The 15991-nt window shown below is 44.4% G+C and carries 13 protein-coding genes; 9 read left to right on the top strand and 4 right to left on the bottom strand.

The features are described from left to right. Positions 1 to 17: 17 nt before the first annotated feature. On the bottom strand, positions 18 to 2645 hold the full coding sequence (locus tag J7545_RS05615; protein WP_318700770.1) for a cyclic nucleotide-binding domain-containing protein: 2628 nt from the start codon (positions 2643 to 2645) through the stop codon (positions 18 to 20). A gap of 299 nt (positions 2646 to 2944) precedes the next feature. Between J7545_RS05615 and J7545_RS05610 the strand changes: the two genes are divergently transcribed. The 3 genes from J7545_RS05610 to J7545_RS05600 all read left to right on the top strand — a co-directional run bounded on the left by J7545_RS05610 (position 2945) and on the right by J7545_RS05600 (position 5321). Beyond that, positions 2945 to 3247, top strand: coding sequence for a hypothetical protein (locus tag J7545_RS05610; protein ID WP_271943887.1), 303 nt, complete (start codon positions 2945 to 2947; stop codon positions 3245 to 3247). Beyond that, positions 3235 to 3471, top strand: a complete 237-nt coding sequence (locus J7545_RS05605; protein WP_271943890.1) for a hypothetical protein — start codon at positions 3235 to 3237, stop codon at positions 3469 to 3471. The genes J7545_RS05610 and J7545_RS05605 overlap by 13 nt, the downstream gene beginning before the upstream one ends. Before the next feature lie 125 nt (positions 3472 to 3596). Continuing rightward, on the top strand, positions 3597 to 5321 hold the full coding sequence (locus tag J7545_RS05600; RefSeq protein ID WP_318719277.1) for an ABC transporter ATP-binding protein: 1725 nt from the start codon (positions 3597 to 3599) through the stop codon (positions 5319 to 5321). 20 nt (positions 5322 to 5341) lie between these two features. On the opposite strand, the gene J7545_RS05595 is transcribed toward J7545_RS05600, so the two are convergent. The 3 genes from J7545_RS05595 to J7545_RS05585 form a co-directional block, all read right to left on the bottom strand. Beyond that, positions 5342 to 5785, bottom strand: a complete 444-nt coding sequence (locus J7545_RS05595) for a DUF6036 family nucleotidyltransferase (RefSeq protein ID WP_318698920.1) — start codon at positions 5783 to 5785, stop codon at positions 5342 to 5344. Next, positions 5739 to 5942: a hypothetical protein gene (locus tag J7545_RS05590; protein WP_318719274.1), complete on the bottom strand. Its 204-nt coding sequence runs from the start codon at positions 5940 to 5942 to the stop codon at positions 5739 to 5741. The genes J7545_RS05595 and J7545_RS05590 overlap by 47 nt, the downstream gene beginning before the upstream one ends. A 107-nt stretch (positions 5943 to 6049) precedes the next feature. Further along, a complete protein-coding gene (locus J7545_RS05585) occupies positions 6050 to 6394 on the bottom strand; it encodes a c-type cytochrome (protein ID WP_318719273.1) in 345 nt (114 codons plus the stop codon). 446 nt (positions 6395 to 6840) lie between these two features. On the opposite strand from J7545_RS05585, the gene J7545_RS05580 reads away from it, so the two are divergent. The 6 genes from J7545_RS05580 to J7545_RS05555 all read left to right on the top strand — a co-directional run. Beyond that, entirely contained in the window at positions 6841 to 8811 is a 1971-nt protein-coding gene (locus J7545_RS05580; protein WP_318698923.1) for a cation:proton antiporter, read from the top strand. Positions 8812 to 9018: 207 nt separating this feature from the next. After that, entirely contained in the window at positions 9019 to 9303 is a 285-nt protein-coding gene (locus J7545_RS05575; RefSeq protein ID WP_318698924.1) for a hypothetical protein, read from the top strand. Between the two features lie 171 nt (positions 9304 to 9474). Further along, positions 9475 to 10971, top strand: a complete 1497-nt coding sequence (locus J7545_RS05570; RefSeq protein ID WP_318698925.1) for an MBOAT family O-acyltransferase — start codon at positions 9475 to 9477, stop codon at positions 10969 to 10971. Further along, entirely contained in the window at positions 10946 to 11857 is a 912-nt protein-coding gene (locus J7545_RS05565) for a hypothetical protein (RefSeq protein WP_318698926.1), read from the top strand. The genes J7545_RS05570 and J7545_RS05565 overlap by 26 nt, the downstream gene beginning before the upstream one ends. Before the next feature lie 33 nt (positions 11858 to 11890). Next, positions 11891 to 15748 (top strand): sugar-binding domain-containing protein, encoded by a 3858-nt coding sequence (locus tag J7545_RS05560; protein WP_318698927.1) that lies wholly within the window; start codon positions 11891 to 11893, stop codon positions 15746 to 15748. Between the two features lie 47 nt (positions 15749 to 15795). Continuing rightward, positions 15796 to 15991 (top strand): hypothetical protein (locus J7545_RS05555; protein ID WP_318719272.1); only part of this gene is annotated, 196 nt, incomplete at its 3' end.

The raw sequence follows: 15991 nt of genomic DNA, 5'->3' as shown, positions 1-15991 counted from the left end.
GAAACGACTGTCAGCTTTTATAAAAGAAGTTGAAAAAAGATGGCAACGAAGCCTGCCATCAATAACAGATGGGGTAGGTTGCTCCAGAACGGACGTTGGGTAATTTTTAACAGGGGATAGAGACTAAAGGCGATCGCCCCCAACAGGGCCAGTCCTTGCAAAAAGACCGCCACATCCGAACTCCAGGTCAGCACAGGCCAACCCTCACCAGAAAAGCCAAACGTACGAGCTGTTACCGGTAACAGTTGGCCCGCTTCCGTCATCGCGGCTGGAATATAATAGGCTAAATTCACCCCCAACGTCATCGGCAAATAGGCATAAATCGTCACCAAATAGGGAGGCATTTCCCGGTCAAAGAGCCGGGCGATCGCATGAACCCCATAGGTTAAACCCCAAGGAATACTCAACAACAGTGCCACCACAGGCAAGGCCATAAACCAAGGTTGCCCCGTAATTAAAGTGCTATCCAGGCCGAAAAAGCTCAACACTTTGTCGGCAGAATGCATAAACACCCCACCAAACAAGAGTAGTAGTAGTGCCACTTCTGCCCAAAAGGGTTGGTGATTTTCCAATAAATCCGTCGCCACGAACCGCACATTTAACTGTACTGAGCGGTTGGGGCAAGCCTTTAAGCAAGTCATGCACAACACGCAATCCCGGTTGTCCCGCAGTTGGGCAGGATGAGAATAGAGGGGACAGCCTTCTGTTGCTTGTCCCTCATTCGGTAGGGAATCCGCAAAGGTAACCGGAGTCGGATCGCTGCCTTTATAACAGCCAAACGTGCTACATTGACTTCCACAAATTTGCTGAGTCGATCGCAGCTCAATCAAGGCCAGTTTGGCAAACATTCCATTCATGCCACCAATGGGACAGAGATACCGACACCACAAACGCCGCTCATAAATCAGGCTACAAATCACTGCACCAGCAGTAATGATCAGCAATAAATCAGAGGACAGATAGGGCGTATGGGGCAGATCGGCAAGTTTCTCCCAGAGATAAATAGCCACAAAACTGCCCCAGAGCAGCCATCCTCCCCAACGATTCATCCATTTTGTGGGCCAAGGGAGCAGTTTACGGGGCCAAATCCATAGGGAGAGGGTTCCGATCCATTCTCCGGTAACCATAAATGGACAAACAGCACACCACAACCGACCAATAAAGGGGAAGAGAAACAGATAAAAGGGCCACCACCAGGCCCAAAAGAGATTCAGAGTCATGTTAGAGTCACGAGTTTGGGGGCCCAGATAACCCATGAGGGTGACGGGGATAAACAGGAGCATGACGACAACCCAGAATCGTTTCGGCCACCAATCACTCAGCAAAAATCGACGCAACCCGGGCAGTTGATTGAGTAAATCGACGCGAAAGGCATTTTTTGGGGATTGAACGGACCAGAGGACTTGTTCGGGAACGATCGCTTGTCCGGGGGGAGTCATCACCACCGCCCGTTTAAGGATGCTTTGCAGTTCGGCCACATTGGCGGGATAGTCGTAGCTGATCAGACGGCGTAAATCTGCTTGATTGAGGCTTAAGGGCGATCGCTGAGTTTCTTGGCAGTATTTGTCTAGAAAATAGCGGGCAAATCCAGGAATATCCAGTTTACGCTGTTTCAGGGACGGAAGTTTGAGGGTATGACAGGGGAACTTACCCAACGAGACGGAGGAAGGACTGCTGAGGATCAGACGCACCCAGGACTGGATCGGGGTGCCCTCTGGGTTGGGGGTGAGGAGGTTAGTGTGCAGATAGCTCAACAGGCGATCGCGGTCTTTTTGGCTTAGAAGCTGACAATTTTCAATTAACAGGGTTCCTCGCTCTAGGAGTTCAATCACTCCCAGTTGTTGACCTGCGCGACCAAAGAGATTATCCGTATTGAGGACTCCACTCTCCTCACGGGGAAGTAGGGCACAGTCGAGTTCAGCCCAGGGATGGTCTTTAATTCCTGAATGGTGATGAATATAGCCAGCCAGAAAGGTTTTTCCCGCTCCCGGAGGGGATTGGAGTTGGATAGGTTTTAAGTCTAGGGTTGCTTGTTCAATCTGTGAGGCGAGTTTTTGGCCGATTTTGCTTTTGCCAATAATCAACCGATCGGTAGGAATCGGTCGGATAAAGGCTTGTAGTCCTTGGATGCGGATTTGTTCAGTCGCGATGCGATCGGCAAAATGCTCTAAGTCTTGCGCTAGAAAGGTATTAAAGGCTTTTTCAATTTGTGGATATTGGGTGGTGAGCTGCTCAAAGTCCGTTTGGCTCAGAAACCAGAATTCACTTTTGGCGATCGCCACGGCATTGGTGCGATAGGTCGCCATCGGTTGGTGGAGGGCTAAGGGAGTATAACCAAAAAGTTCTCCAGCGCTGTAATAGCGAATGTGGGTTTTGCCCACCAGGGAAGAGCGATAAATCTCCACCGAACCCCATTTGATCAGGTATAACCCAATCGGTTCTATGCCTTGGTGATAGATGTCTTGGTTGGGTTCCACTTTCAGCAAACGTAGAGATTGAGCGATCGCCTCAATTACGTTGTCGCTTAATTGTCCCCATACTCGATGAAAGCTTAACCAGTCAATACCGTCTGTAATCTCGGTTTCTTCCAGGGATACCTCTTGCTCTGGATGGGGCCGTAACGGAAGGAGTGAACTAGGAATCATGCTATCTGTGCCCGATGTAGCTCATCTATTATTTTAATATAGTTATGCAGTTATTGAAATTTTGTCTCCCGGTCAAGGTACTGAATTTATCATTTCGATTCCCATTTAATTGTTAATTGATATAACATGAACAGCGATCCCTACAACACCTACTGCCGTGACACGACTAAAATGAGGCAATAGGATTTTGCTTAAATTCACAAATTTCAAGAACCCTAGCGATTTTCTAATGCACTATTTTAGCTGTGTCACGGCACTACTGTGAGATACGCTGTTACCCAAGCATCTATAACAGTTTCATGAAATTTGAAATTCCTACGCCGCTTGGATTTACAGTTAGAACCTCTGAAGAATACTGGCAACGGCTAATCATCAAGCACCCTGATATTGAGGAGTTGGAGAATCTCATCCAATTCGCTCTTTCTGCACCGGATGAGGTTCGACGCAGTAGCCGGGATGCAGAAGTATTATTGTTTTATCGGGTACGGCGAGAAGAACGTTGGGTTGTTGCAGTTGCGCGACGCTTAAATGGAGATGGATTTTTGATCACAGCCTACCAAACGGATGCGATTAAGGAAGGGGAAACAGTATGGCTCAAATAAAGGTGTTTTATGAACCAGAAACGGAGCTATTGAGCGTGTTCTGGCAAGTTCCACGAATGAATCAAATTGCTACTGAGCTTGGAGATGGGGTGATTTTGATCAAGGATGGGATCAGTGGTGAGCCAATTGGCATAGAAGTGCTGTCCTACCGTCCTGGTGACGACCGCTTTGATGCCGTAAGTGTTGAATTAGGGAAAATGAGTTCGATGCAGCTAACCGGGTAACTAGACCGTTATACAACCGGGAGTAGGGGCGAAAAATTTTTCGCCCCTACTTATGATTTGGTCTTCAGGAGATCCTGTAGTAGTATTTGCTAATTGTTCCCCGATCGCGAAAGGACAGACCTAGGGTGAAACCTCGCTCAAGCTATTACGATTTAATTCCCTATCTTCGCCAAGAGTGGCAAACGATCGCCCAAGCACTGGTGTGTACTCTTCTATTTACAGGCTTTTGGCCGATTTTAGCCCAACTGGCTGGGGAGATTGCCGAGTTGATAGGTCAAGGTTTGGTGGCGGAAATTGCCCAACTTGCGGCGATCGCGGCTGGGGTTTTTCTCTTGCGAGGCTTGGCACAATATGGACAAGATGCCTTAATGGCCAAAGCAGCTTTTCTCATTGCTCGCGAGCTACGCCAAGAAGTCTATAGCCATTTGCATCGCTTGAGTTTAGATTACTTTGAAACCGCCAAAACAGGGGATTTATCCTATCGCCTCACTGAAGATGTGGACCGCATTGGGGAAGCCATTAACAAGATTTTTCACCAATTTCTTCCCAGTATTCTCCAGTTAATTGTAGTCATTGGTTATATGGTCTACATTAACTGGCAACTGACCCTAGCCGTAGCGATTGTTGCCCCTTTAATGGCCCTCTTGGTGGGATGGTTTGGGGAAAAATTGCTTCAGTATTCTCGCCGCAGTCAAAATCGAGTCTCAGATTTAGCCTCTTTGATTTCTGAGGTTTTGGGAGGTATTCGCCTAGTAAAAGCCTTTGGTGCAGGGGATTATGAAGTCGATCGCTTTAGTGTAGAAGCCGAACGCAATCGCCGCGCCAAGTATAACGCCGAACGATTAAAGGCCATTCAGTTTCCCGTGGTCGGTTTTCTAGAAGCCATGAGCATTATCTTCCTCTTATTCCTGGGAGGATGGCAAATTCAACAAGGAAATTTGACCGGCAATGGATTTTTACGCTATGTAGTCGCCACAGCCATGCTCATCGATCCCATTTCCTTTGCCACGAGTAATTTTAACGAATTTAAGCAAGCTGAAGCTTCTGTAGACCGGGTATTTGAGTTAATGAAAATTGCGCCCCAGGTCGTCGAGAGTGCAGAGGCGATCGCCTTACCCAGGGTTGAAGGAACGGTAGACTATAACCACGTTTATTTTGCTTATGACAGCCAGAAACCCGTCTTACAAGGCTTAAGTTTTCAGGTTAACCCCGGCCAAGTCATTGCCTTAGTGGGGCCTTCAGGAGCAGGGAAAACGACACTGGTTAATCTGCTTTTACGGTTTTACGACGTGCAGAGCGGTGCAATTCTCATTGATGGAGTGGATATCCGCAAAGTTACCTTAAATTCTCTACGGCAACAAATTGGCATCGTGCCCCAAGAAACTATCCTATTTTCCGGCACAGTCGCCCAAAATATTGCCTTTGGTCAAAAAGAATTCAATCTTCAGCAAGTCGAAGCAGCGGCTAAAATTGCCAATGCTCACCCGTTTATCGAGCAACTGCCCGAAGGATATCAGACTTGGATGGGAGAGCGAGGAATGACCTTATCCGGAGGACAACGACAGCGAGTGGCGATCGCCCGTGCCGTCTATCTTAATCCTCGAATCTTAATTCTCGATGAAGCCACATCTGCCCTAGACTCAGAATCAGAAAGTCTAGTACAAGAAGCCCTAGAGCGAGTGATGCACAATCGCACCGTCTTTATTATTGCCCACCGTTTAGCCACCGTGCGCCGAGCCGATCGCATCCTAGTCGTTGAACAAGGTCAAATTGTGGAGTCAGGAACCCATCAGGAACTCTTGGATAAAGGCGATCGGTATGCTCTGTTTCACGCTCGCCAATTCAATTAATGTAGGTAATGGGTAATGGTTTATTCAAGGCTTAGATTTTCAAGATCTGCTAGATCTTGGGTTCGCCCAGAGGCCCGTTTATTTTTCTTCAGATTTTCTAGGTCGATAAATTTGACAGTTATACTATCAATCTCAAGCTCCAACCGCTCTTGATAACAGGTTTTGAAATCAATACCGTCAGGGGTTGTCAGGAGATCAATGCGATTTGGCGGATAACCCAACTGGATGATTTGGTCTGGTTCCAGAAAATCTTCTGGTTTTAGACCGAGTGACCCAAAACCGAAATCGCTTAAGGATTGAATAAGCTTCTGGGCGTTTTCCAGTTCCATTTCAATCCAAATATCAATATCTTTGGTGTAGCGAGGATAACCGTGAGCAGCAACAGCATAGCCTCCAACGATAAGATATCGCACATCATTACTGTTTAATGATTCGATAAACTCTCTGAAGTCGGGGTTGAGCATTGTATTTCCATTGATTATATTCTTGACGGATTTGTTCGAGGGTCGCCAGGCGTTCAGTAGGATGGCGTGTTTGCCAGTAGGTGAAGTCTTTGGGTTGCTGCTTTTGGTTGACTTTGGTATAAGTCATGGAAATGGTGCGTTTTGCTGGTGGGGTCATGGGGATAATTAACAATGAGTGCTGAGGGACTAATTGTAACGTAGTTCGACGGACTTGATTCAAATCATTCCAGTCGCACCATTGCCTTTTGCCTCTTGCCTTACCTACTACAGAGACTCTAAGTAACTCAACAAATCTGCCATCACTTCCGGACTCGGCTGAAACTGGGGCATTGGTGGAGTTCTACCCGTGATAACTTGTTCGATTAAACGGCGCTTAGATCGATGTTCCGATACTCCTTTCAAACTCGGTCCCACTCGGCCATTGGCTTCCAAACCATGGCATCCAGCGCAATTCATTTGGAAAATCGCATGGCCCTGAACCCGATCTCCTTCCAAAGCTAATACTTCCCTCAAGTAGGGGTCGGGCCGATCTAAATATTGGAGAGCGAAACCCAGAAGCCCCAGCCCCACGACAACGAACACAATGACGCTCCACCAGCGTTTACTCAAGAGGGCGTCAGAGCTAGGATGATCCAATGTTTTATCACTAAACTGCTTAACCAATGGGTTTAAATAAAGAAGACGGTTTTTGGAGAAATATGAAAATTTAATAACTTACTAATAACATAACTTAAAATTTCGCAACTTCCAAACAAGGCGGGCTTACTCCATTCTGGGTCTTCCTATGAAAATCTTGGAGAAACCTGCCCAGGGAACCGCTCTGGTCAAAGTGAAGAGAACACGCTAGGTTATATCTGTCTCTGACGCACTCTGAAAGCGCGATCGCCTCCAGGATTACCTCTAAGCCGTGATGATTTCCCAACAAGAGTTTATATCCAACCCGATCAAAGTCTACTCCCCTAGGGGTTCTTGATCTATTGATAGGAGTGGGTTCCGCCAGCAGGCTATTAATGCTTAAGATGAACATATAACGCTGAACCAGCGCAATTTCGCTTATGGAAGGATCATTTCAAATCACTCTCTTAATTATCCTCACGGTTATGGCCGGGATTAGTGCCCAGGTACTGGCAGATTTTCTGCGCGTACCGGCGATCGTCTTCCTATTGCCCTTTGGTATTTTGTTAGGTCCAGATGGGTTGGGATTGATCGATCCTCAACTACTCGGCATTGGGATTGAAGTGATTGTAGCGCTCTCTGTTGCCCTGATTTTGTTTGAAGGAGGACTGAATCTAGAGCTTCGAGATTTGGGAAAAGTGTCCGGAAGTTTGCGAAATTTAGTGACAATTGGCACATTAATGACGTTGGTGGGTGGGGGGATCTGTGCCCATTATTTGGGCGAGTTTCCTTGGGGAATTGCCTTTCTATATGCCTCGTTAGTAGTCGTGACGGGGCCGACTGTGATTTCTCCTTTACTCAAGCATGTGAAAGTCCAGCGACCCGTCGCTACACTCTTAGAAGGAGAAGGGGTCTTAATCGATCCGGTGGGGGCGATTTTGGCGGTGGTGGTTTTGGATATTATCCTCAATGGAGATGCCGATCCAATCTCCATTATCAGCGGATTGTTACTGCGCCTAGGTATTGGTGGGGCGATCGGTGCTTTGGGGGGCTGGGGGCTGGGTTGGTTTCTCAAGCGCAGTAAGTTTTTATCAGAAGACTTAAAAAATTTAGTGGTTTTGGCAGGGTTGTTAGGCTTGTTTGGTATTGCCCAAACCATCCGCTCGGAGGCTGGATTAATGGCCACCGTTGTCTCTGGGATTGTGCTGCGGGGGTCTTCGCTACCAGAGGAGCGCTTATTACGACGGTTTAAGGGCCAACTAACGATGTTGGCGGTTTCGGTCTTATTTATTTTATTAGCCGCAGATTTATCGATCGCCAGTATTTTCGCCTTGGGTTGGGGCAGTGTCTGGACGGTCTTGATGTTAATGTTCGTCATCCGCCCCCTGAATATTTGGGTCTGTACCTGGACAAGCGATCTAAATTGGCGACAAAAGTTATTTTTAGGTTGGATCGGCCCCAGAGGGATTGTTTCTGCCTCTGTTGCGTCCTTATTTTCGATTTTATTAACTCAACGAGGTATTAACGGGGGAGATTCGATTAAAGCCTTGGTGTTTTTAACCATTATTATGACCGTGTTATGTCAAGGTCTAACGGCAGGATGGTTCGCCAACTGGCTACACATCACCTCAACCAAAGCCACAGGAGCAGTCATTGTGGGGATTAGCCCCTTGAGTCGATTAATGGCTCGCTTGTTTGAGGAACAAGGAGAGTCCGTGGTTCTGATCGATACAAACACGGAAGCGTGCCGTCAAGCAGAAGCGGAAGGACTGCGGGTATTTGTCAGTAGTGCCTTAAATACCGCAGTTTTGGAAGAAGCGGGATTGGCTTCGATGGGGACATTTTTGGCCATGACGAATAATGGCGAGGTCAATTTTGTCTTAGCGCAACGGGCAGTAGAAGAGTTCGATCCACCCAGGGTATATGCCGTTTTTCCCCGTGATTCGCAAGGACAACAACATTCTGCTAGTCCCCAGAAGATTGCCCAGGCGTTTAGTCCAGATTTACCGATTAAGGTTTGGAATCAGTATGTGGATGAGGGTAAGGTGAAGTTGGGGGTAACCACGCTGAAGCCGGAAGGACTAGGGTTTCAACAGGCCCATTTGCAAGCCCTAATTCGCGCTGGAGAGTTGGTTCCTATTTTACTCTCAAGAGATAGCCGCCTAGAAGTGATGCCGGCTTCGGAAGAATGGCGCAGTGGCGATCGAATTATTTATTTGCTCCACGATCCAAGACCTGTTCTGTTAAAGCGTTTGTCAGGCGCTTCTCAAGCAACTCGGTTATCCGTAGAGCGACTACCAGAAGTAGAAGAAATCCCACTGACGAAAGGACAACCAGAAAAGATATTAGATGTAGTTCCCACTGAATCAAAACCGGATAGGGTATCGGATAAACAGGCTAAGGTCGGATAGGGAGATGGGGAATGGGGATAAATGACCAATTCCCTATTCCCTCGCAAAGTGCGGTATCAATGTCAAGAATCATGACGGTTTTATCGATGAATTATTAAATATTTTTTCAGGAATACACCGCCTCTAAGAAGGTTGGGGTTCAATGGAAGGAGTAAGGAATTTACACGAACAAAGGATTGGGCCCATTGCACGTAAGGACTTAAGGCTATGAAACGACCTTCACAACTCACGCGGTTGATTTGGGATTTTTATCGGGAAAATCAACGAGAATTAAGGTCTTTGCTACCTTTGTCTCGATGTCAGGTGTTTAGACGGTGGGGGGTGTTACATATTCGCTGTTTGAATCGAGAGATGGCAGAAGCGATCGCTAAGGTCTATGCTTTGATTCGTGAGCCGGTAATCCAATTGAGGTTAGCCCACACGATTAAAATTCAAGTGGATCAGCGATCGATCGCGGTAGTTGATGTCCCATCTGGAGAATTAATGGCTTGATCTCTCCTGTGGTCTTCCTCAACCTGAAGATGCCTGAACAGATAAAGATGAGAATTTTTCTTGGCGATCGCTAAAACAAATTCTCATCTTTTGAGTATTGACAAAAATTACTGCATCTCATTACGTTAGATTAAACTCTGCTCATCACTCCCCTTTACCGAACTTCACGGTATGTTATTCACTAGCTTTACCTTCCTAGTTTTTGTTCTGATTACCTTTATCCTTTATTACTTACCCATATTCAAGGGGATACAGGTTCTAATTCTCGTTATTGCTAGTTTTATCTTTTATGCCTGGAGCTTCCCGGCTCTCCTGTTGTTACTGATTGTCTCCATTGGCATTAATGTTTTAACCAGCTTCAAAATTTGCCATACAGAAAATCGACAAGTTAGAATTCTCTGGGCAATTTTAGGTGTAGCAGCAAATTTAGCTGTGTTGGGATTATTTAAGTATGGGGCTTTACTCACCAACCTATTTACTAACTTCTTCAATATTAATCCCACTCCAGAAGATGCTCTCATACAAACCCTTTTACATCTACCTCTGCCCATCGGCATCTCCTTCTACACCTTCCAAGGCATTAGTTTAGTTGTCGATGTCCTGCGTCAACAAGATAGTGAATGGGAAGTAAGGAAACATCAAGAGAAATATTTTGTCCATCTCACCCCCATCCGCTATTTACTCAATACGTCTTTTTTTCTGTCCTTCTTCCCTCAACTAGTTGCCGGCCCCATTGTGAGAGCCAATGATTTTTATCCGCAAATCGCGAGAAAATATTTTCAAGATATCTCTTGGGAATTAGTTTTTCGTTCCTTGGTTTCTGGATATTTCTTGAAAATGGTGATCGCGGATAATTTGAAAGACTATACCTTCTGGATTACCTATCCCTACTATCAAACTCAAGGAACTTTAACTAACCTGGTTTTACTCTTTGGCTATTCCATGCAGATTTTTGCTGATTTCGCTGGCTATTCCTTAATTGCGGTTGGTTTAGCTGCCTCTTTTGGCTATACCCTCCCACAAAACTTTAATTTTCCCTATATTTCTCGCTCCATTGCGGAATTTTGGAGACGATGGCATATCTCTTTATCCACTTGGTTAAAATATTATTTGTATATTCCTCTAGGAGGAAATCGAAAAGGTAACATCAGAACCTATATTAATTTAATGGTTGTCATGACTCTGGGTGGATTATGGCATGGAGCTGCTTGGAGCTATGCGGTATGGGGAATGTTTCACGGCATTGGATTAGCAATAGAACGCTTTTTCGGCTCAAATCACCTTTTTGTCTCTCCGGAAAATGAACGTCCAGAATGGCAACAGATTTTACTCGATAGTATTCGCATATTGGGAGTCTTTATTTTTGTTACCTTGGGTTGGCTACTGTTTAAACTTCCTGAGTTCAGCCAAGCAGTAGATTTCATGACTACTCTGGTTAATAATATTTCCGTTAAACCCGTCCTGATTCGGATTATTCCTGTTTTGATTTTCTCCACTCCGATTATCCTGTACCATCTGCCTCACTTTCCAGGATTTAGCCGTAGATGGGAGGGATTGATTGGTTCTCGCACGGGTAAAATGACAGAACTACTGAGTTTTACCTTAATGTTGGCCATGATTATTCTCAATAAAGGAAGCTCGAATGCGTTTATCTACTTTCAATTCTAAAGTAATAAAAACAATAAAAATGAACTTTGTTGTGCAGTCGTTTGTTTTGTGCTGCACATTAATGATTGGATATCAAGCCTTTATTTTTGCTGGCTTAATTACTCCCAGTAAAGGAATTCATCAAGCACAAGCCAATATGATTAATGCTGAAAACTATGTCTATAAGCAGTCTGTCAATACTGAAATGGTAATGGTAGGCAGTTCTCTGACAGCTACCCTGGATGAAGAGCTTATGGGTTCTAATGTTGTGAATTTATCGATGCGGGGAGGGTGTACTCAAACGGGTTTAGAAGTTGTTAAGGAACAGTCATCACCGCCTAAAATATTACTGGTAGAAATAAATGAAACAATTCAAAGAGAAATGGATCGAGATTTAATTGATTCTCTATATAATCCTTTTCTCTATTTTCTGCGTATGAATTTCCCCATGTTTCGACAAGAATACCGGCCGGTGAGTACCTTTGTATATGCTTTAAAGCAGTGGTCACAAGGAAATAGGCAATCAGGACAATCAACGGATTCACCTTTAAGAGAAACACAAATACAACGAGTTAAGGTTCAATGGGGAATTCCGTTATCTGATGAAAAAAAAGAGTTGATTCTTGAACAGGCGAAAATCATTCAAAATCAATTGTCAGAAATTGGTTCTAATGGTTCCCGGATTATCTTGTTCAATATGCCTGGAGAACCTGGATTAGATAATACCGTTCAGAAGCAACAAGTTCGAGAGCTAATGAAAGATTTGTTCCCAAGCGATCGCTTTGAATGGTTATCCAATCCTCAGAGAGGTTGGAAAACGAGCGATGGGGTGCATTTAACGACTGATGATGCCCAAGAGTATGCACTTTTTTTGAAAAAACAATTACTCGATCCGATCTCAGGTTAAACCGCGAACTCAAGATAATCGTTTTTGTGGGTTATGAATAAAAAGTTAGTGCAATTTTTAGGCCTATTCTGCATGGCTTGCATTACCTGGAGCTGTATGAGTCATTGGGGTTATTCTTCCCAAGCAGACTACTCTTCAGCTTGTAGGACACTCCAGGTTACTCGTTATCCAGCGCTGACTGAAGTTCCTGAAAATGGCGACGCGCATTATCGCGATCAAGTCTACCTGAATGGGGTTTGGGATTTTCAACCGGCGATCGCCTCAACCCCCACTCCCCCCCAAAGTCATTGGGGCAAAATTCGTGTTCCTGGGGACTGGAGACGGGAAAATGCCAAATCATTCCCTGGTGTCCTTTCCCGTGGTACTGGCGACCCTTGGAAGGGGTTTAACGGAGAAACTTTAGCCCAAGCTTGGTATCAAAAACAGGTTAATATTCCTCCTGAGTGGGAAGGGCGCAGAATCCTACTCAGTTTGGAACGGGTTAGCACGGATGCCAATTTATATATTAATAACCAAGCTTGTGGTGAAGTCAATTGGCCCTATGGGGCTGTAGATATTACTTCAGTAGTTCATCCTGGACAAGAGAATAATCTGAGTCTATTAGTTCGTTCCATTCCAGATGATGATAAAACTGTGATTATGGGGCCAAATGAAATTTACACCACTGAAACCAAATTAGCCTCTCGCGGCTTGATTGGGGAGGTGCGATTATTAAGTATTCCCCAAGCTGCATGGATTAGTGATGTCTTTGTACAACCTTCAACCCGGAAACAACAAATAAAAGTTGATGTTGAACTCACGGATATTACCCAAACAGGTTCAGTGGAAATAACAGCCACAATGCTCGATGAACAGGGTAAAGTTGAACAGGAATTTACAGCGATAAAACCAGTTCAAGCACAAGCGCTGCAAACTCTAAATTTAGTCTGGGATTGGTCGAATCCTCGATTGTGGGATGTGGATCGGCCAAATTTATATACCCTCCGGTTACAAGTTAAGGGAGAAGGAATTGAAGATACTTACGATCAATCATTTGGCTTTCGAGAATTCTGGATTGAAGGGAAAAATTTCTACTTAAATGGAACAGAAATACGGCTGCGTCCCGTATACCATGAAGATATGTGGAAACCTTGGACAATCGGAATCCCTGAAGTTATGGATCGTATGATTCAAGGGTATCAGTGGGCAGGATATAATATAACGGAACTCTGGCCCTGGAATCATGATGAACGGGGACGATGGCATTTTCGAGAATTGTTTGCTGAACGTGCTGATTTAAAGGGATTTCCAATTATGGCTCCTGTGCTTTCCATCAGTCAATTATCAAGATCGGGAGATTGGAATAAACCCCATATTAGGAAAGAATGGGAAACACGAATGGTGAATGAATTACGTCGTTATCGTAATCATCCATCAATTATGATGTGGGTCACCAATCCTAACTATTTTGGCCACAATGACGACCAGAATCCTCGAAGAATTGGTTTAAAATTAGTCGGCGAAAAGCTCAGTAAATTGTCAAATAAACGTTTCCAACGATTGTCACCAGTCGGGGAACAAGTAGCACAAATAATCAAAAAACATGACCCGATTCACTCGGTGGTCTTTCATCAAGGAGCATCTGTGGGAGAAGTCTATACCCTCAATTCTTATTTAGGGATAATTCCACTACAAGAGAGAGAACAATGGCTTTCTAGTTGGGTAGAAAAAGGCGATATGCCTTATATGGTTGTTGAATTGGGTACGCCTTTACATACAACTATGATGCGAGGCAGAGATGGCTTTAAACATGCTGTTCGTAGTGAACCTTTGATGACTGAATTTAGTGCTATTTATTTGGGTAAAGAAGCATACAAATTAGAGTCATCTGAATATCGTTCTCAAATCCCAGCTTTGTTCTTGAAAGACCAAGAGTATGAAAATTGGCATTTTAATCATGAGTTTGATTTTGCGCCTGCTTTCCAGAAACTACAACATTTATTCACTACCAATACTTGGCGGAGTTGGCGCACATTTGGCATCACAGGAGGAATGATTCCTTGGCATCATGGCCATGGTTGGGAAATCTTAAATAAGGGCCGAGAAGGAATCGAGGTTGAGCTAGTGGGAAAACACGGCCCTTATTTGGAGGAAGTACCGAGATATTTGTGGAACTATTGGAAACCAGATAGTTATAGGGTTCATCCCGGTGGAGATGCTCTTCTAAAAAATAATGCTTCAACCCTGGCTTGGATTGCCGGTATGCCCGAATTTACAAGCAAAGATCATAGTTTTAAACCCGTGGAAAAGTGGGAAAAACAAGTCGTCTTAATTAATGATACTCGCGAGGAACAAGAGTTTTCTTTTAATTGGGAAGTTAAGGTTAATGGAGAAGCAGTTGGAAGAGGTGAGGAGAGTGGAAAGATTATGGCAGCTCATACTCTATTTTTTCCATTTACAGCCACTCTGCCAAGGGTTTTAGGGGACAAAGCTTGGGATGGAGAAATTTTACTCCAGTCTAGGATTGGTAGCGATCGCCATGATGATATTTTCCATTTTCGAGTGTTTCCTGACCGGCAATTAAAAACCAGTAGGGTTACAATATTTGACCCTGTAGGCAAGACCACTCAAATGTTGGAGCAGTTAGGCTATTCGTTGATGCCATGGGATGGAAGTCAAGTCGCTAATGTTTTAGTCATTGGTCGTGAAGTTTTGTCACAAGGACATAAACTTCCAGGGGATTTGGAAAATTTTGTCCTCAATGGAGGTCGAGTGATTGTATTCACTCAAAATCCGCAATGGATACAACAGGCACTCAACTTACGAGTTGCTCCTCATGTAAGTCGCCGTGCTTTTCCAGTTGATAAGAGTCATGAAATTGTTCAGGGATTGAATCTACAGGATCTCAGAGATTGGAGAGGTTCAAGTACCTTACTTGAAGCCTATCCTGATACAACAGACAGAGGTACGATCAAGAGCCCAGCAGGTTCCCCATGGTATGGTTGGCACTGGGGAAATCAGGGGGGAATCAGTAGTGCTTCAATTGAAAAGCCTCACTTGAGTTCTTGGAGACCGATTCTAGAATCTGAATTTGATCTGGCTTATACACCACTGATGGAACTCGACTATGGTCAAGGGAAATTAATTTGGAATACATTAGATTTGGAAGATCATGTTCCTCTTGATGCTGGAGCAACACAATTATTAGAACAAATTATTCAGTATAGTGCCACATCAGATCTCGTCACTAAAGCAGATCATGTAGTGCTTATAGGCAGCGATAAAGATGCTACTCACTTGGATAAACTCGGTTTGATTTATCGAAGAGATGATTCTTTAGTTCCTGATGCCAATTTAATCATTATTGGAGAACAAGTTGTCCTAAAGAGTCAAGAGATACGTGAGTATTTAGGCAAGGGAGGAAAGCTATTTTTCTTACCCAGGAAAAATCACTCTGTTTTAGAGATAACCGTAGGGGAAACTGACAATTTTAGGGGTTCGTTAAATATTCCTTCATGGTTAGAAACTCGTGGTTTAAGTGCTTCTGATTTGCGATCGCGTACAGACTATGCTGCTTGGTTAATTGAATCCGGTGGAGAGATAGGAGCAGATGGATTATTGAGCCGAGTAGAAGTGGGTGATGGGGTGGCAATTTTTTGCCAGATTAACCCAGAGTCCTTAAATGCTGATACTCAGACGTACTTACGCTATACTCGCTGGCGACAGACACGAGCGATCGCCCAGATTCTGGCGAATTTAGGAGCAAAGTTTAAAGCCGATGAGACTATCTTTGAGGGAATAAAACCTCACCAGAGATTTAAGTTTCTTGGTGAAAAAGCTTCATTTTATCATCCTGATTACCGAACTGATTTCGAGTTTGGTGACGATCCCTATCGCTATTATCGCTGGTAGATTTTTCTCTGGAACAATCAGGCTGATAACTAACTGCATAATCCACTATGTGCTACTATGTTCATCGGGAAAAGGGTGCTTGCTTAAAGGAAACTTCGAGTTATGATACAGCGCTTTGCGCTGTAATGGTGTACACTGAAGAAAAGAATGTTATGGAGGAGCTAATGAAAGCATACAGCGTAGACTTACGAGAGAAAATAGTCAAAGCGCATTTAGTAGAAAACTATTCAATCAGACAAGTAT

Origin of the sequence: Roseofilum sp. SBFL (assembly GCF_017746885.1) — a bacterium.
GTDB lineage: Bacteria > Cyanobacteriota > Cyanobacteriia > Cyanobacteriales > Desertifilaceae > Roseofilum.
Note: the sequence above shows the minus strand (reverse complement) of the source record. Positions and strands in the feature narration are given on the sequence as shown.